This is a genomic window from Microbacterium sp. 2MCAF23 (assembly GCF_052115565.1).
Taxonomy (GTDB): domain Bacteria; phylum Actinomycetota; class Actinomycetes; order Actinomycetales; family Microbacteriaceae; genus Microbacterium.
In genome coordinates, this window is sequence record NZ_JBFRGY010000011.1 from 232,330 (window position 1) to 249,270 (window position 16,941).

Annotated in this window: 16 protein-coding genes; 7 read left to right on the forward strand and 9 right to left on the reverse strand. The window is 71.1% G+C overall.

Going from position 1 to position 16,941, the window contains the following annotated elements; translation table 11 throughout:
- Positions 1-20 precede the first annotated feature (20 nt).
- The gene (locus AB4078_RS12825) at positions 21-2,864 is read right to left on the reverse strand and encodes a helix-turn-helix transcriptional regulator (RefSeq protein WP_441977449.1); all 2,844 of its coding nucleotides are present in this window, start codon (positions 2,862-2,864) and stop codon (positions 21-23) included.
- A gap of 221 nt (positions 2,865-3,085) precedes the next feature.
- Complete coding sequence (locus AB4078_RS12830) at positions 3,086-3,397, reverse strand: hypothetical protein (protein ID WP_441977450.1); 312 nt, start codon at positions 3,395-3,397, stop codon at positions 3,086-3,088.
- A gap of 181 nt (positions 3,398-3,578) precedes the next feature.
- On the opposite strand from AB4078_RS12830, the gene AB4078_RS12835 reads away from it, so the two are divergent.
- Positions 3,579-4,616 carry an FUSC family protein gene (locus AB4078_RS12835; protein WP_441977451.1) on the forward strand — a complete coding sequence of 346 codons (1,038 nt, stop codon included), beginning with the start codon at positions 3,579-3,581 and terminating at the stop codon, positions 4,614-4,616.
- A 31-nt stretch (positions 4,617-4,647) separates the two neighbouring features.
- Here the strand turns inward: AB4078_RS12835 and AB4078_RS12840 are convergent, their stop codons facing one another.
- On the reverse strand, positions 4,648-6,411 hold the full coding sequence (locus AB4078_RS12840; protein ID WP_441977452.1) for a glycoside hydrolase family 35 protein: 1,764 nt from the start codon (positions 6,409-6,411) through the stop codon (positions 4,648-4,650).
- 175 nt (positions 6,412-6,586) lie between these two features.
- Here AB4078_RS12840 and AB4078_RS12845 point away from each other — a divergent pair, with 175 nt between their 5' ends.
- Both AB4078_RS12845 and deoD read left to right on the forward strand, forming a co-directional pair.
- Positions 6,587-7,249 carry a DNA alkylation repair protein gene (locus AB4078_RS12845; RefSeq protein ID WP_441977453.1) on the forward strand — a complete coding sequence of 221 codons (663 nt, stop codon included), beginning with the start codon at positions 6,587-6,589 and terminating at the stop codon, positions 7,247-7,249.
- A gap of 154 nt (positions 7,250-7,403) precedes the next feature.
- On the forward strand, positions 7,404-8,117 hold the full coding sequence (gene deoD, locus AB4078_RS12850; RefSeq protein WP_441977454.1) for a purine-nucleoside phosphorylase: 714 nt from the start codon (positions 7,404-7,406) through the stop codon (positions 8,115-8,117).
- Positions 8,118-8,143: 26 nt separating this feature from the next.
- Here deoD and AB4078_RS12855 read toward each other — a convergent pair whose 3' ends face one another.
- Positions 8,144-8,656 (reverse strand): STAS domain-containing protein, encoded by a 513-nt coding sequence (locus AB4078_RS12855; RefSeq protein ID WP_441977455.1) that lies wholly within the window; start codon positions 8,654-8,656, stop codon positions 8,144-8,146.
- Between the two features lie 32 nt (positions 8,657-8,688).
- Between AB4078_RS12855 and AB4078_RS12860 the strand changes: the two genes are divergently transcribed.
- From AB4078_RS12860 to AB4078_RS12870, 3 genes are all read left to right on the forward strand, one after another.
- Positions 8,689-11,259 carry a DEAD/DEAH box helicase gene (locus AB4078_RS12860; RefSeq protein WP_441977456.1) on the forward strand — a complete coding sequence of 857 codons (2,571 nt, stop codon included), beginning with the start codon at positions 8,689-8,691 and terminating at the stop codon, positions 11,257-11,259.
- Between the two features lie 106 nt (positions 11,260-11,365).
- Entirely contained in the window at positions 11,366-12,502 is a 1,137-nt protein-coding gene (locus AB4078_RS12865) for a M4 family metallopeptidase (protein WP_441977457.1), read from the forward strand.
- Positions 12,483-12,839, forward strand: a complete 357-nt coding sequence (locus tag AB4078_RS12870; protein WP_441977458.1) for a protealysin inhibitor emfourin — start codon at positions 12,483-12,485, stop codon at positions 12,837-12,839. Before AB4078_RS12865 ends, AB4078_RS12870 begins: the two co-directional genes overlap by 20 nt.
- A 91-nt stretch (positions 12,840-12,930) precedes the next feature.
- Here AB4078_RS12870 and AB4078_RS12875 read toward each other — a convergent pair whose 3' ends face one another.
- Positions 12,931-13,188 carry a hypothetical protein gene (locus AB4078_RS12875; protein WP_441977459.1) on the reverse strand — a complete coding sequence of 86 codons (258 nt, stop codon included), beginning with the start codon at positions 13,186-13,188 and terminating at the stop codon, positions 12,931-12,933.
- The gene (locus AB4078_RS12880) at positions 13,185-14,135 is read right to left on the reverse strand and encodes an NAD(P)/FAD-dependent oxidoreductase (RefSeq protein WP_441977460.1); all 951 of its coding nucleotides are present in this window, start codon (positions 14,133-14,135) and stop codon (positions 13,185-13,187) included. The genes AB4078_RS12875 and AB4078_RS12880 overlap by 4 nt, the downstream gene beginning before the upstream one ends.
- A gap of 78 nt (positions 14,136-14,213) precedes the next feature.
- Between AB4078_RS12880 and AB4078_RS12885 the strand changes: the two genes are divergently transcribed.
- Positions 14,214-14,798: a helix-turn-helix domain-containing protein gene (locus AB4078_RS12885; protein WP_441977461.1), complete on the forward strand. Its 585-nt coding sequence runs from the start codon at positions 14,214-14,216 to the stop codon at positions 14,796-14,798.
- Positions 14,799-14,814: 16 nt separating this feature from the next.
- Here AB4078_RS12885 and AB4078_RS12890 read toward each other — a convergent pair whose 3' ends face one another.
- The 3 genes from AB4078_RS12890 to AB4078_RS12900 all read right to left on the reverse strand — a co-directional run bounded on the left by AB4078_RS12890 (position 14,815) and on the right by AB4078_RS12900 (position 16,897).
- Positions 14,815-15,039 (reverse strand): hypothetical protein, encoded by a 225-nt coding sequence (locus AB4078_RS12890; protein WP_441977462.1) that lies wholly within the window; start codon positions 15,037-15,039, stop codon positions 14,815-14,817.
- A 93-nt stretch (positions 15,040-15,132) separates the two neighbouring features.
- Positions 15,133-16,188, reverse strand: a complete 1,056-nt coding sequence (locus AB4078_RS12895) for a DUF998 domain-containing protein (protein WP_441977463.1) — start codon at positions 16,186-16,188, stop codon at positions 15,133-15,135.
- 154 nt (positions 16,189-16,342) lie between these two features.
- Positions 16,343-16,897: a hypothetical protein gene (locus tag AB4078_RS12900; protein ID WP_441977464.1), complete on the reverse strand. Its 555-nt coding sequence runs from the start codon at positions 16,895-16,897 to the stop codon at positions 16,343-16,345.
- Between the last annotated feature and the right edge of the window lie 44 nt (positions 16,898-16,941).

Sequence of the window (16,941 nt, forward strand, 5' to 3'; positions counted from 1 at the left end):
CTCGGCCGGGACGCCGGACTTCAGCGGACGCGCTGGGCGACGGCGGCCTCGGTGCGGCTGGAGACGCCGAGCTTGCGCAGGATCGCGGAGACGTGCACGCTCGCGGTCTTTCCGCTGATGAACAGCCGCTCGCCGATCTGCCGGTTGCTGAGCCCCTCGGCGATCAGGTCGAGCACCTGCTGCTCGCGTGCCGTGAGCTCGATGCTCTCCACCGACGGCACGCCGCGCGCCGCGGTGCGGTTGAGCCCCGCCGCATCCATGAACTCCGCGGTGCGCCGGCGCAGCCGATCGTGCCCCAGGCTCTCCGCGATCGCAGCGGCTTCGGTCACCACGTCGACCGCGGCTGCTCTGTCGCCCTCCGCCACGAGCGCCCTGGCGCGTTCCAGCCGGACGAGCGGACGGAAGACAGCGGGTACGTCCTCGCCGTCGACCACGGGGAACGCTGCTTCGAGCCGTTCCGGATCCGCGTCCAGCAGCGCGGTGAGCACGGCGGCCCAATGCGGGTGCTGCAGTTCGACGGGCAGGGACAGCCAGCGTGCGCGCACCAGCTCGGCCGTCGATGCGGCGAGCGCGGTGTGTCCGTCCGCGCGGAGGTCGGCGACGACCCGGCCGCCCTCGAGCAGGATCCGCCCCATCAGGGCGAGCCGCTGACCCGGATCCTCGATGACCGTGCGCAGTTCTGCGGCGGCGCGCACCGAGTCGCCGAGTCCGAGGGCGATGAGGATCTCGACATCGTGCAGCGAGTACCAGACCTGCCGTTCGACGGCGGCGACGCCCTCGGCGATCGAGCGCCATTCGCCGAGCACGCGGACGGCCTCGTCCATCTCGCCGCGCCAGACCAGGGCCCTGATGCGCGACATCGTCGAATACATTCGGAAGACCTGCAGCGTGCGCACGGCGAGCTCTCGTGCGGAGATCTCCTCCACCCGGTCGATCTCGCCGAGCTCGAGCAGGGGCTCGACCATGTTGTGCGAGAGGATGGCGCCGGTCGACCGCTCGACCCCGAGCGTCCGGGAGTGCGCCACACCGGCCTCGGCGACCTCGACGGCCTCGCGGAAACGGCCGAGCATGTTCAGACTGTCGGCGTAGTTGACCCGGTAGCGCAGCTGCGCGTCGTGATCGGCCGCATGCTCCCAGGAGAGACGGAAGTCGGCGAGGCCGGCCTCGACCTGACCGAGGTGGATCCGGCTGCAGCCGCGCAGGTTCGCGGCGACGGACATCACGTTGTCGAAGCCGATCGACTCCGCCATCCGGAACGCCTCGTCGGCGGTCGCGACTGCCTCCTCCAGCCGGGCTCCGATGAGGTAGCGCCCCGCGAGATAGCCCAGCAGGGCAGCTCTCAGCCGCTCCTGTCCCGGCTCGGACTCGATGATCGCGAGCGCCTCCAGGAACAGATCGACGGATCCGCCGCGGCCGAGATTCTGCAGGTAGAGCGCCTTGTCTCGCAGCAGCCGCGCGTGCACGGAGCGGTCGACATGCGCAGGGTCGATCTCGGCGAGTGCGAGCGAGACGACGGCGAGTGCCCGTTCCCCGTCGCCGCCGTTGCGCAGGATGGATCCGACCTGGGCGAGCAGCGGTATCCGTTCGATGCCGGCGACCTCCGCCGCGTCCGGCACCTGCTCCCACAGCTCCAGGGCGAGTTCCCCGAACCGCGCCGCGGTCGAAAAGGCATAGCTGTTCTTCGCCTCCTGCATCGCGGTCACCGCTGCGGCGAGCGCGCGCGGAGAGTCGTGCGCGCGATGCCAGTGGAACGCGAGAGTCGACGGCGCCGCGCCGGCCGCCTCCAGAGCGTCGGCGTAGGCCCAGTGCAGGCGGGCGCGCTCGCCCGGCAGCAGATCGTCGTGCACGGCCTCGCGCAGCAGCGCATGCCGGAAGCCGTAGCTCTCCCGGTCGGCGACGCCGATGATGCCCGCACCCATCGCCTCGCGGACGGCCTCGTCGAGCCGCTCATCACCGAAGCCGGCGAGCGTGGCGAGCAGGTCGTGCGCGATCGCTCCATCGGATCCCGACGCGACCCGCACCACGCGCTTGGCGTCGTCACCGAGGGCATCGAATCGCGCCAGGAGCACGTCCCGCAGGGTGTCGGGCATGGGGCCCTGCACGTTGCAGAGCAGCTCCTCGACGAAGAACGGCACGCCCTCGCTGCGTTCCATGAGCTTGGCCAAGCCGACGTCGCCCACCGGCCCGCGCAGACGTTGCACGAGGTCGCGCACGGCGTTCGCGTCCAGGCGATCGAGGGTGACCCGATCGAGGAGGCGGGCGCGTTCGGCCTCGGCCAGGAATGTGCGCACCTCACCACCGCGGCGCACCTCGTCGATGCGGCAGGTGAGCAGGAACAGCACGGGGCGACCCGCGAGCGCACGGAGCAGGAAGGACAGCATCGACAGGGTGGCGGCGTCAGCCCAGTGCAGGTCTTCGATCACGACCACCACCGGGCGGATGGCGGCGGCCGCCTCGAGCAGGTTCGCGATGGTCTCGCGCAGCCCCTCGGGCCGGATCGCTGAGCGGTCGACCGGCCCCGTGGCGCGCTCCGGCAGCAGCAGTTGCAGCGCGTCCCGGCCCGGACCGGCGGCCTCGTCGGCACGATCCCCCAGCTCCTCGAGCACGCCACGGAGGATCGCCGGGAGCGGTCCGAACGGCGCGGGCGTGGAGCCGTAGTCCAGGCACCAGCCCGTCAGCACCGTGGCCTCGTCCGCCACGCGGCGGCGGAACTCGGCCGTCAACCGGGACTTGCCGATGCCCGCCTCGCCGCCCACGAGCACGGACGCGGACTCGCCGGCACCCGCACGGCGCAGGGCGTCGTCGAGGAGCGCGAGTTCGGCATCGCGTCCGACCATGGCGGCCGACGTGGTGGCGAGGGACATGTCTTCATCGTGCCACCAGCCACGGACATCGGGCGCCGCTGCGCGCGGGGCGCCGCTCTCGGCAGAACCGGCGGTGGCCTCGGCAGACGGCGAAGAGCCTCCCGACGACCGCGGACCCTGTGCCGGATCCGTCGTCGGGAGGCTCTTGCGTTCGGGGGCGTCCGCTGTCGATGACAGGGCGGATGCCCTGGCGGTGGACGCCGGCTCGGGCGCCACTGCACTCATGCGGCGTGCGAGACGCAGCCGACGAGCTCGCGGTCGCGGGTCTCGTCCGATGCCGGCGCGAGCTCAGCGACCCGGGCGGGGGCGACCGCCTGCGTGGCGGGGGCGACCGCAGACGCCTCGGCTGCGGAGGCCGGCGCGACCTCGGCGCGGCGGGCCTGCAGGCGACGCAGCGCCCGGCGCAGGATGCCGTCGCGATGCACGATCATGTCCGCGTTCTCGGCGGCCATCCGAGCACGCTCGGCACGGATCGCGGCCTGCTCGATCTCCAGCGTGGTGATGCGGTAGCTCATCGCGTAGTTCAGTTCCATGATGTCTCCTTCTCCGGTACTCATACGCTCGTCGCTAAGGCCCCCTCACCCCATCGGGCAGATGCCCTAACTTCCGACGCGGGTACCTCAGATCCGGATCCGAGTCGCACCGCCATGCCTGGCGACCGGCAAGGAGGGGCGGCCTCCCGCCGCGCACAGGCTCGCGGACTACCGTGGAACCATGCGTCCGCTCGCCGCCCTCCGCGCCGCCCGACGCGCGCCGCTGCTGCAGGTGGCGAAGTCGGCAGCGGCGACCATCGCGGCCTGGCTGATCGCGGGCTGGCTCGTGCCGGGGCACCTGCCCGTGTTCGCAGCGATCGCCGCCCTGCTCGTGGTGCAGCCGAGCGTGAACCAGTCGTTCGCGAAGGCCGTGGAGCGCAGCATCGGCGTGATCGCGGGCGTCGTGATCGCAGTGCTGCTGAGCCTCGCGCTCGGCGGGCTCAGCTGGGTCGTGCTGCTGGCCGTGGTCGTGGCGATGGTGGTGGCGTGGTCGTTCAAGGCGACCCCAGGCACCGCGAATCAGGTGGCGATCTCGGCGATGCTCGTGCTGGCGCTCGGTTCGGCGAGCCCCGACTACGCCGTGGACCGGATCCTGGAGACCCTGATCGGCGCGGCGATCGGCTTCGTGGTGAACGTCGTCGTGGTGCCGCCGGTACTGGTCGCCCCGGTGCGCCGCGATCTGGCTCTGCTCGGCGGAGAGCTCGCCGCCACCCTCGACCGCCTGGCCGATGCGATCACCGCAGAGCAGACCCCCGCGCGCCTGCAAGAGCTCATGCTCGAGGCGCGACTGCTGCGCCCGATGAAGGACGCCGCCGACGCCTCGCTCACCGCCGGGGAGGAGTCGCTCACGCTGAACCCGCTCGGGTCACGCCATCGCCCGGAGCTCGCCGCGATGCGCGCGCTGCTGGAGCGCCTCGGCCCGATCGTGACGCAGGTGATCGGGATGACCCGCGCCTTCGTCGACCAGTACAACGACACGCTCCCCGCGGAGCCCTCGGTCGCCGCGATCGCCGATCAGATGCACCGCGCGGCCCACGACGTGCGCCTCGCCGTCCAGCTCGCGGAGGTGGTTCCGGAGCCCGAGGCGCTGACCTCCGCCATCCCGGCGCTCACCTCGCCGCTGGACATTCGTCCGCCCTCGTCGCGCAATTGGGTGCTGATCGGATCCCTCACCGAGGATCTGCGCCGCATCCGCGCCGGCCTGCGCGACGAGGCCTGATCCGCGAGCCCCGCGCCGGGGTCGTATCTGCTCAGGCTCCGATGAACTCCTCCACCGGGCCGAAGTCGGGCTCCTCGCGGATCTCGACGGCGGATCCGATCCCGTCGGTGTCCAGCACGCGGATCTCGTTGCGTCCCGCCCGCCACAGCGGTCCGGGGGCGTACAGCGTGACCTGCGGGCCGGCCGCACGATACCGGCCGAGCAGGAAACCGTTCAGCCACACCATGCCGTTCTCGCCGCCCGGGAAGGCGAGCCAGGCGTCAGCGGGATCGGCGACGTCGAACACGGCGACGGCGAGACCGTCGGCCGCGTCGACTCCGGATGCCACGGCGCCCTCCGGATCGGCAGGCTCGTCCTGCGGGAGGACCCGGTGGGTCCAGCCGTGCGCGAAGCGGCGCCCGACCCGCACGCCCGCCATGATGCCCTTGCCCTCGCCGGTGTGCGGGCCGTAGTTGACGCGTCCCCGGCTCTCCACGACGAGCGTGAGCAGGCCGGGTCCGCCAGTCCCGGGCAGGTCCAGAGTTTGCTCTCCGTCACGCGCGAGCGCGCCGAGGCGCACGCCGTCCAGGAAGACGACAGCCCGGTCATGCAGCACGTCGACGGTCAGCGCCGCCCCCGGAACGTAGGAGATCTCGGCCTGGTAGGCGACCAGCCCGTCCTCGGCGCCGAGCTCCTCGAACGTGAGCGGCATCGGAGCGGTGACGCCCGCAGGAACCGCACGCACGACGTCGAGCAGCGAGGCGACCGGCACCAGCGGGGCGGATGCCGCCGCCTGCCGCCGGAGCGGATCCGGGATCGGCGGCAGGTCGCCGTCGTGGAACGGGGCGAACGCCGCCCGCAGCGCATGGAACTTGTCGTTCAGCGATCCGTCCTCGCCGATCGGCGCGTCCGAGTCGTAGCTCGTGACGGTTGGCTGCAGCACGCCGTCGTGGTTGGCCCCCGCCCAGAGGCCGAAGTTCGTGCCGCCGTGCGCCATGTAGAGGCTGACGGATCCGCCCTCGGCCAGCAGCTCCTCCACGGTGCCGATCATGCTCGCCGCAGAGCGCACGTGGTGCTGCTCACCCCAGTGGTCGAACCAGCCGCCCCACAGCTCGGCGCAGAGCAGCGCCTGGTCCGGCACGCGCAGGCGCTCCGCCTCCGCGACGCCGGTGCCGAAGGTGAACGAGCCCATCGCGCCCTCGACGCTGCCGTTGCGAACCATGTCCGCCGTCGTGCCGTCGGCCGTGGTGAGCAGCTCGACCATGCCCCTCGCACGCAACCCGTCGCGCAGGTGCACGAGGTAGTCGTGGTCGCTGCCGAAGGATCCGTACTCGTTCTCGATCTGCACGGCGGTGATCGGCCCGCCGTGTGCGGCCTGCAGCGCGGCGAGCCGCGGGATCAGCGCGTCGTACCAGCCATCGACCGCGGCGAGGAAGACGGGATCGCTCGTGCGCAGGGCGCGCGTGCGCCCGCTCAGCCAGAACGGGATCCCCCCGTTCGACCATTCCGCGCAGATGTAGGGGCTCGGACGCACGAAGACGTCGAGCCCGATCTCGCCGGCGAGCCGGATGAACCGCTCCGCGTCGCGCCAGCCGGTGAAGTCGACCGCGCCCTCGACCCGCTCGTGGAAGTTCCACGGAATGTAGGTGTCGACCGTGTTCGCGCCCATCGCGGCGAGGCGGCGCAACCGGTCCTCCCACTGGTCCGGGTGGATGCGGAAGTAGTGCACGGCGCCGGAGAGCATCCGGAACGGCTTCCCCTGGCGCAGCAGCGCGCCGTCCTCGTAGGTGAGCGCGGCGCGCGGGGACTCGGTCATGGCTCTCCTCGGGGGTGCGGCACGATGTTTGCGTCACCATTCTTGCTCACCGCACCTCTGAGGCGCGCCTGCGAGCGGGGTTCGGTGCGAAACTCAGTCGATTCAGGGCGAATACGCAACGCTGGACGCCCTACCGCCCGAGTCGACTGAGTTTCGCGCGACATAGGCTGGCGGCATGTCGACCACCCTGCCCGAGGCTCTCGCCGAACTGGCCGCGCTGGAGGATCCGAAGGCTCGCGCCGTCAACGAGCGGCACGGCGACGCGCACGGCGTGAACCTGTCGCGGATGCGCGCGCTCGCGAAGCGGATCGGCACGGATCCCGGGCTCTCCCGCGAGCTGTACGACTGCGGCGATGTGGCCGGACAGCTCCTCGGGATCCTGGTCGCGAAGCCCCGCGCTCTCGCGGCCGGCGAGCTCGACCGCATGGTGCGCGCCACCCAGAGCGCCAAGGCGCACGACTGGCTCGTCGCCTACCTCGTGAAGAAGTCACCGCACGCGGAAGAGCTGCGCCTGCGCTGGCTGGACGATGCCGGGCCCGATGCCCGCGCCGCGGCCTGGTCGCTCACGAGCGCCCGGGTCGCGAAGACTCCGGACGGCCTCGACCTCGACGCGCTCCTGGATCGGATCGAGCGCGAACTGGCCGCCGCCCCCGCCCGCGAGCAGTGGGCGATGAACGAGACCCTCGCCACGATCGGCATCCACCACGCCGCCCTGCGCGACCGTGCGATCGCGATCGGCGAGCGCCTGCAGGTGCTCGCCGACTATCCCACGCCTCCGAACTGCACCTCGCCGTTCGCCCCGCTCTGGATCGCAGAGATGGTGCGCCGCCAGGGCTGAGCGGGGCGTGCTCGCTCGCCAGGAAGAGCCCGGTATGACAGGATCCGCACGAGGCCGATCGGGGCCCGTTCACCGGTCGCAGATTGCGGTGATGCGGGCATGAAGGCCGCAATCCGCGACCAGGGAACGGATCCGCCCCGCATACCCTGACGTCATGAGCACGCACATCGCCGCCGCGCCCGGTCAGATCGCACCCGTCGTCCTCTTCCCCGGCGACCCGCTGCGAGCGAAGTGGATCGCCGAGAACTTCCTCGAGGGCGCAGAGCTCTACAGCGAGGTCCGTGGCATGCTCGGCTTCACCGGCACCTGGCAGGGACACCGCGTCTCGGTGCAAGGATCCGGCATGGGCCAGCCGTCGATGTCGATCTACGCGAACGAGCTGTTCCAGGACTACGACGTGCAGGCCGTCGTGCGGGTCGGCTCCTGCGGCGCGCTCACCGAGAAGGTCGGCATGCGCGACATCATCATCGCGAACGGCGCCTGCACCGATTCCGGGATCAACCGGATCCGCTTCCACGGCCAGGACTACGCGCCCGTCGCCGACTTCTCCCTGCTGCGCCGCGCCGTCGAGGCGAGCGAGCGGATGGATCTCGAGCACGCCGTGCACGTCGGCCTGCTGTTCTCGAGCGACCAGTTCTACAGCACCCGCCCCGAGCTCACCGAGCCGTTCGTGCAACACGGCGCGCTCGCCGTCGAGATGGAGACCAGCGCGCTCTACACGCTCGCCGCGTACTACGGCCGCCGCGCGCTCAGCATCTGCACCGTGTCCGACCACCTCGTCACGCACGAGGAGACCACCGCCCTGGAGCGCGAGCAGAGCTTCGGCGACATGGTGCGCATCGCCCTGGAAGCGGCCACCGCGGGCTGAGCCGCTGCCGCCTGCCGCCGCGCGGGTCAGCCCACGCCGGGGCCGCGCACGACGTGGCTGCGCGCATGTGCGACGGCGGATCCGAGATCGTCGAAGAGATGGTTCTGGTGCCGCAGCGAAGAGACCACGCCGACGCGCTCGGCGATGTCGCGGTGCACGGGGCGGATCCCCTTCACCAGTACGGCGATGCCGCGGCGCTCGAGGGAGGCGATGAGCTCGGTCACCACCTGCGCGCCAGTCGCGTCGAGCAGCTGCAGCTGCGACATCCGCAGGATCACGACCTCCACGTCGCGCAACCCCGCGACCCGCTCGAGCGTGCGCTCGGCCGCACCGAAGAACAGCGCCCCCTCCCGCCGGAACACGGCTTCGGCGCCATGCTGCTGAAGTCGAGCCTCGTGAAGAAGGCCTGACCGCCCGCCGTTGCACCGGTGCGCGCCGGCCGCGGTTCCGAACTCAGGAGGGATTCCGTGAATCCCCGTGATCTCGGCCTCCTTCCGCCGATGCGGAGCATTCCATCCTGAGCACGGTACGGCCCGCATCGGCCGCCCCCGGGTGGGATGATCGACACATCATGTCTGCGCGCCTCGATCCGTCCGTCGTCCGCCCGGCTGCGGGGGATCCGGATCCCGACGCCGTCTACCTCGCGTTCGTCGAATGGGTCGAGGAGAGCGGGATCTCGCTCTACCCGGCGCAGGACGAGGCCGTCATCGAGATCGTCTCGGGGCAGAACCTGATCCTCAGCACCCCGACCGGCACCGGCAAGTCGCTCGTCGCGGTCGCCGCGCACTTCGCGGCCCTGGCCGACGGGCGCCGCAGCTACTACACCGCCCCCATCAAGGCGCTGGTCAGCGAGAAGTTCTTCAGCCTGGTCGAGGTGTTCGGCGCCGAGAACGTCGGCATGGTCACCGGCGACTCCGCCGTGAACGCGGACGCCCCGATCGTCTGCTGCACGGCAGAGATCCTCGCCAACCTCGCTCTGCGTCAGGGGCCCGACGCCGAGGTCGGCCAGGTCGTCATGGACGAGTTCCACTTCTACGGCGACCCCGACCGCGGCTGGGCCTGGCAGGTGCCGCTGCTCGCGCTGCCTCAGGCGCAGTTCATCCTGATGTCGGCCACGCTCGGCGACGTGACCGAGCTCGCCGCGGACCTCACCCGCCGCACCGACCGCGAGACCGCGGTCGTCACGGGTGTGGAGCGGCCCGTGCCCCTGCACTTCTTCTACGAGACCACCCCGATCCACGAGACGATCGAGGATCTGCTGCACACCGATCGCGCACCGGTCTACGTCGTGCACTTCTCCCAGGCCGCCGCCATGGAGCGCGCCCAGGCCCTCGCGAGCGCGAAGGTCGCCACCCGCGAGCAGCGCGACGAGATCGCCGAGCTCATCGGCGGATTCCGCTTCACCACGTCGTTCGGCAAGACCCTGGCACGACTCCTCCGTCTCGGCATCGGCGTGCACCACGCCGGCATGCTGCCGAAGTACCGGCGCCTCGTCGAGCAGCTGGCGCAGCGCGGGCTCCTGCGCGTCATCTGCGGCACGGACACCCTCGGCGTCGGCATCAACGTGCCCATCCGCACGGTCCTGTTCACGGCGCTCACGAAGTTCGACGGCACCCGGATGCGCCAGCTCAACGCCCGCGAGTTCCACCAGATCGCGGGTCGCGCGGGCCGCGCCGGCTTCGACACCGCCGGCACGGTGGTCGCGCAGGCGCCCGAGCACGAGTCGGAGAACCTCGCCGCGATCCGCAAGGCCGGAGACGATCCGAAGAAGAAGCGCAAGATCATCCGCAAGAAGGCACCCGACGGCTTCGTGTCGTGGGGTGAGCCGTCGTTCCAGAAGCTCATCGCCGCCGAGCCCGAGACGCTGACGTCGCACATGCAGATCACGAGCGCCATGATGCTGAATGTGATCGGCCGCGGTGGCGATGTCTTCGCGAATATGCGCGCGCTGGTATATGGCAACCATGAGCCGCGGCAGAAGCAGCGGATCCTGGCGATCCGCGCGCTCGGAATCTATCGGACCCTTCGGGAGTCGGGGATCGTCGAGCGCGCCCCCGACGGCACCGTCCGGCTCACGGTCGACCTGCAGCCGAACTTCGCGCTGAACCAACCGCTGTCGCCGTTCGCGCTGGCGGCCTTCGAGCTGCTCGACCCTTCGACGGGCTCAGGGACCGAAGGATCCGCTCCCGCGGCTCCGCATTCCTCGACCTTCGCGCTCGACATGCTCTCGATCGTGGAGGCCACGCTCGACGACCCCCGGGCCATCCTCAGCCAGCAGGAGTTCGTCGCCCGCGGCGAAGCCGTGGCGGCGATGAAGCGCGAGGGCATGGAGTACGAGGAGCGCATGGAAGCGCTTGAGGAGATCACCTATCCGAAGCCGCTCGAGGAGCTGTTGTCGGCGGCGTTCGAGACCTTCGGCGCAGCCCAGCCCTGGATCCGCGACTTCGAGCTGCACCCGAAGTCCGTGGTCCGCGACATGTACGAGCGAGCTATGTCGTTCGGGGAATACGTTGCGCTCTACAAGGTCGCACGCTCCGAGGGCGTCGTGCTGCGCTATCTCTCCGACGCCTACCGCGCGGCGTCGCAGACCATCCCCGAGCACCTGAAGACCGAGGAGCTGCGCGACCTCATCGAGTGGCTCGGCGAGCTGGTCCGCCAGGTCGACTCCTCGCTGCTGGACGAGTGGGAGGAGCTCATCTCGGGCCATCCCGTCTCGCACACCGACGAGCCCGTCGTGCCACCGGCGCCGAAACGGCTCACGACGAATGTCCGGGCCTTCCGGATCCTGGTGCGCAACGAGCTGTTCCGCCGCGTGCAGCTCGCCGCGCGAGAGGATCTGGACGCCCTCGCCGCACTGGATCCGGAGTTCGGCGCCGACGGCTGGGATGCCGCCCTCGACGCCTACTTCGCCGAGCACGACGAGATCCGCACCGGCGCCGATGCCCGCAGTGCGGGCATGCTCATCATCGACGAGACCGGCGGGCCCGACCACGAGCGGCCGGCGCGCGCCTGGGCGGTGCAGCAGATCCTCGACGATCCTGCCGGCGACCACGACTGGCGGATCTCCGCGATGGTGGATCTCGACGCTTCCGATGAGGCCGGCGAGGCCGTCGTCGTCGTGTCCGGGCTGACTCGGCTCTAGCCCGGCGGCGCCGCTCCGTCAACCTCTCCGCGGTTCTCCGCGCTCTCCGCGCCGGTGTCGGCGACCCGGCGTATCGTCGAACTCACGGAGCGGAACGGAGGACGTCATGACGATTCACGAAGGTCGCGGGGGGCCGCAGACGACAGGCCGGCGAGGCCCGATCCACCAGGGCATCATCCCGTCCTATCTGCTGGCGAAGCTCGCCGAATCGGAGCGATACACACAGGCCGCCGAGGCGGCCCGGCAGACGCTGATCGCACTGGCGCCCGCGCAGCGCCGTGCTCAACTGCAGCTGTCCATCGATGAGAACGGCGCGCTCGTGGCCACGGTCGAGGCCGCACCGAATCGCACCATCAGCGACGCGCACGGCGCGGAGACCCTGCCCGGCACGGTGGTACGCACGGAGGACGAGCCGACCGTCGCCGACGTCGCCGTGAACCAGGCGTTCGACGGGCTCGGCGCGACGTTCCAGATGCTGCTCGACGCCTTCCAGCGCAACTCGGTCGACGGCCAAGGCCTGCCGCTGGATGCGACGGTGCACTACGGATCCGGTTACGACAACGCGTTCTGGAACGGTGAGCGCATGGTGTTCGGCGACGGCGATGGCCAAGTGTTCCAAGGCTTCACCGGCGCGACCAGCGTGATCGGACACGAGCTCGGGCACGGCGTGGTGCAGTACACCGCCGCCCTGGAGTACCAGGGTCAGCCCGGGGCGCTCAACGAGTCGATCGCCGACGTGTTCGGCGCCCTCACCGAGCAGCACCTGCAGGGCCAGACTGCGGATCAGGCGACCTGGCTCATCGGTGCGGGCATCTTCACCCCTGCCGTGCACGGCAAGGCGCTGCGATCGATGCTGCATCCGGGCACGGCCTACGACGACCCAGAGCTCGGCAAGGATCCGCAGCCGGCCGACATGAGCGGCTACGTCAAGACCACCGACGACAACGGCGGGGTGCACATGAATTCGGGCATCCCGAACCGGGCGTTCGCGTTGTTCGCCGTGGAGCTCGGGGGTCACGCGTGGGAGACCGCCGGATCGGTCTGGTACCGCGCGCTCACCGGGAGGCTGTCGTCGTCGGCGACGTTCGCGCAGTTCGCGAACGCGACGATCAGAGAGGCGGACGCGGTGAGCGCAGCGACCGGCGACGCTGCGCGCATGGCATGGACCTCGGTCGGCGTGATCAAGGCCGGGGTCGGCAGCGCAACGGGATCGGCGACAGGCGATGAACGAACCTCCGGCTGATCCGCCCGTCGGCGTTCCCGCCGACTCCGATGCCGCCGGCGACGACGACGTCGCGATCCGCGTCGCCCGCAGCGGCGGGATCGCCGGGATGACCCGGCGATGGAGCGTCCAGCCGTCCGGCAGCGAGAGCGAGCACTGGATGCTTCTCGTCGAACGCTGTCCGTGGGACCAGAAACCCCCCGCCGGCACCGGCGCCGACCGTTTCGTCTGGCGGATCGAGGTGCGGATCCGCCGGGAGCGCCACGAGCAGGTGATCCCCGAGGAGCATCTGCAGGGTCCTTGGCGCGCCCTCGTCGACGCCGTAAGGGAGGCGGACGCCGGCGCGACCGGCGCCTGATCGTCGATTCCCGCTGCCGCCTGAAGGATCGCGGGTGCCCGGGGAAGGGCGGTTGCTCACGTCGAGCGCGCCGTCTCCCGGACAGCCGCCCCTAGGACCTGCGGGACATCGCCCAGCGACGGCGGATCCGGTGCAGCAAGGGCATGAGCCCGTAGATCACGATGGGGACGGCGATCGTCACGGTGATGATCGTGCGCGGGACCACGGGGATCCCGGCCATCAGCGGGCCGAGCAGCAGGTTGATCGCCAGCAGGGTCGGCGTCACGGCGATCCAGATCATGAGCGCGAGCGTGTGCTGGCTCGGCGGCCGCGGCGTCGCAGGGGCAGTGGGGGCGGACGTGTGCGTCATGCGTTGCTCATCTCTCTGCGCAGTGGGGGCATCCGTCGTTCGGCGCGGATGTCGTCGTCGACGAGATCGGCGTTGACGTCCATCGCGACCGCGTTGGCGTGCCCCGCGGCGGTGATCACCTGCGCGCGCGGATCCACCAGGTTGCCGGTGACCCGGACTCCGGGTACGGAGGTGCGCCCCGACGCATCGACATGCGCGAAGCCCGCGCCGTCGACGGAACCGCCGAGAGCCACGACGAGGTCGGTGCGGGGGCGGGACTCCGGCCGGAGGAACACCGCGTCGACCGGGACAATGTCACCGCTGTCGAGCCTCACGCCGCCGAACCGCCCGCCGTCGAGGACGAGCTCCGCGATCCGACCGTGCTGCACGCGGATGCCCCGGATATGGAGCAGCTGCGCATCGTCGTCCGTGAGCGCGCTGCCGTTCGTGAAGTAGGTGAGATCGGCCGACCACTGCCGGATGAGCAGCGCCTGCGCGACGGCGCCCGGAACGCCGCCGTAGACGGCCAGGGAGCGATCCCCGACCTCGTAGCCGTGGCAGTAGGGGCAGTGCAGCAGGAACCGCCCCCAGGCTTGGCGGGCTCCCGGGATGTCAGGAAGCACGTCCTCGAGGCCCGTCGCCAGGATGATGCTGCGAGCGGCGAACTCGGCTCCGTCGTCGGTCGTGAGGACGAATCCGTCCTCGACATCGCCGCGCGCCGACACCACGGGATGCCGGACCAGGCGTGCACCGTAGGACGCGATCTCCTCGCGTCCGATCTCCAGCAGCTGCGACGGCGGGAAGCCGTCGCGCGAGAGGAAGCCATGCATGTGCGCCGCGGGCGCGTTGCGGGGTGCGCCGCCGTCGAGGAGCACGACGGAGCGGCGGGAGCGGGCGAGGACGAGCGCGGCGCTCAGCCCGGCGGCTCCGCCTCCGACGATCGCGGTGTCGAACTGTTCTGGGGTCATACGTAAAGGTTCGCGTCGGATTGTGCGATCTGGCAATCCTTCTTGCAGAAACCGCAAACCCCTGGTGTTCTTGTCTCTGTGGACACGAACGCAGACCTCGCCGCCGCGCTGGACGGGATCGGACCGCGCCTGCAGCGCATCCGGACGAACCGAGGCCTCACCCTCGCAGAGGTGGCGGAGCTCGCCGGCACCTCGGCCAGCACCGTGTCGCGGCTCGAGAGCGGCTTGCGGCGCCCCAGCCTCGAGCTGCTCTTCCCCCTCGCCCGGGTGTACGGGATGAGCCTGGACGACCTCGTCGGCGCCCCCGAGTTCGGGGATCCGCGCGTGCAGTTGCGGCCGCGGCGCAGGAACGGGCGCATCGTGATCCCGCTGAGCCGCAACCCCGGCGGCGTGCAGGCGTGGAAGATCGTGATGCCCCTCGAGACGGACCCCGGCGAACGGCGCACGCATGACGGATCCGAGTGGATCTACGTCCTCAGCGGGCGCATCCGCCTCATCGTAGGCCAACGGGACCTCGTTCTCGGACCGGGCGAGGTCGCCGACTTCGACACCCGCACGCCGCACTGGTTCGGCGCCACGGGCGACGGACCCGCGGAGATCCTCAGCCTGTTCGATCGCACCGGCGCCCGCGTGCACCTTCCCGAGGCGGGCGACGCCGCCTGAGCACGGACGACGTCGCTCAGCGCGTGGGCTCAGCCCCGGACTCGCCGCCGGCTGCGCTCGGCTCCGCGGGCGGCAGCGGGATCGCCACGCTCGCCGCGGACGTCGGCGTGCCGAGGCCGAGCCCGAACGGATCCGCCGTCGGCTGCGCGGGGAGCAGATCCGCCTCATCGCGGTCGAACAGCTCCCCGGGCAGCGCCGCCCACTCGCTCGGCTCTTCCGGCTTCTGCGTGAACATGCCCATGCGTCCATTGTGCGCCCGCCGGCGCGGGAGCGGATCCGCCGCTCTACCCTGTGAGCACTCTCGACGGCCCGCGCCGGCCGGTGCCTCGCCGCCTCAGCCGCGCAGAAGCGACGACCGGGCGGAGACCCGCGGTACGTCCGGCACCAGCACGGCGAGCACGCGCACGAAGGTGGTCATCCAGACCAGGCCCAGCCCCACCGCGATCGCCTCGAGCCCCGCGGAGGAGTACAGCCCCATCGGCCAGTGCAGCAGCACCGCCGCCACCATGAGCACGCCGAGGCCCACGGTCGCGATCAGGAGCGCGCGCGGCGGACCGGACAGCACCCGCGTCGAGAGCAGCGCGGCGACCCCGAACAGCACGAGTGTGCCGATGGCCGCGATCCAGTGCACCACGCGGTTCAGTTCGATCGGCACGAACCCCACGACCGCCAGCGCGGCCCCGGTGGCACCCCAGAGCGCGACGACCGCGGCGATCCCGCGCAGCGCGCTGTCGCCGCGCAGCCGGTGCAGGTCGCGGCCGATGTAGGCGCCGACCGTGGCGAACAGCAGCCCCGCCACGACCAGAGTGCCGTTGAACGCCCAGCCGCGGACGCCTAGCCCGAGCTGCGAGAAGTTCTGCTGCCACCACAGCGGATCCGATGCGGTCGCCATCGCGAACAGCGTGCCGATCGTGAGGAACCCGAACAGCAGCGTCGCCAGATCCCGGGTGCGGATCCCGACGCCGGCGGTGTAGGAGAACCGCCCGCCGATCGCCGCCGCGACGCCCGCGACGAGGGCGCCGCCCAGAGACGGGGCCGTGAAGTCGTGCAGCCCGGCCCCGAAAACGACGCCGCCCAGCAGCACCCCGAACGCGGTCACCGCCGCGAAGGCCACGGTCAGTGCGACGGCGGAGACGTGCGACGCCGTCGTCTGCCATGGCGGCATCGGATCCGTCTCACCGCGGCGATGCTGCACCGTGCTCACGACGAATGCGGCTGCCGCGACGACGCCGGCGATCACCGCGACGGGCTGGCTCAACGATCCGGGGCCGGTCAGCGGCCGCGGCGGTCCCTGCAGCACCACGAGCCCCGCGATCGTGCCGAGGGCGAAGCACAGCGCCGTCGCCCACACCGTGCGCGTCTCGTTGCGCAGCCCGAGCGAGGTGTCCATGCCGCCATCGAACCACGCCCCGCCGACGTCGTCCTCGCGCCGAACCGCGAGACTGCATCTGCGCGACGAGACTGCACGCATGGACTGCAGTCTCGTCGCCGAGATGCAGTCTCGCGGTCAGGAAGTGTCAGGATCCGGATGGCGACAGGCCGCGTCAGCGCGAGACGGTGCCGGTTCCGCCGTGCAGCTCGCCGCGCAGCGGCCAGCGCCCGTTGTGCTGCCGGAACTCGTTCGCGCGCAGCAGCGGCGAGAGATCGTAGATGCGCGGATTCAGGCGCAGCCGCGGGCCGGACGCCGCACGCACGGTGAGCTGCAGCTGCCCGCCGGAGGCGCGCACGTAGTAGTCGACGATGTCGGAATAGGCGATGACGGCCTCGCGCCCCCAGATCGTGCGGAACGCGACCTCGTCGACGCGCGGTTCGACGTAGAAGTTGCGGTACATCACTAGGAACGCCACGCCGCCGAGGCCGATCACGAGCGACGCGATGCGCATGGGCCACAGCATGCCGTCGGTGTTCTTCTCCGTGAAGGAGGCCAGCGCCATCAACCCGCCGACCGCGACGAACAGCGCGCCCACGACCAGGACGAGCTTGGGCATGCGCTGCCGCACGGGCCCCACGGATCGACGCCCTCGCATCCTCGACACGGCGGCCGCCACCAGGATCAGGACGGCCAGCACGAGGAGGATCTTCACCACGAAGGCGGACATCCCTCGACGGTACCGTGTCGCGGGAGCCGTCGAAGCCCGCCTCC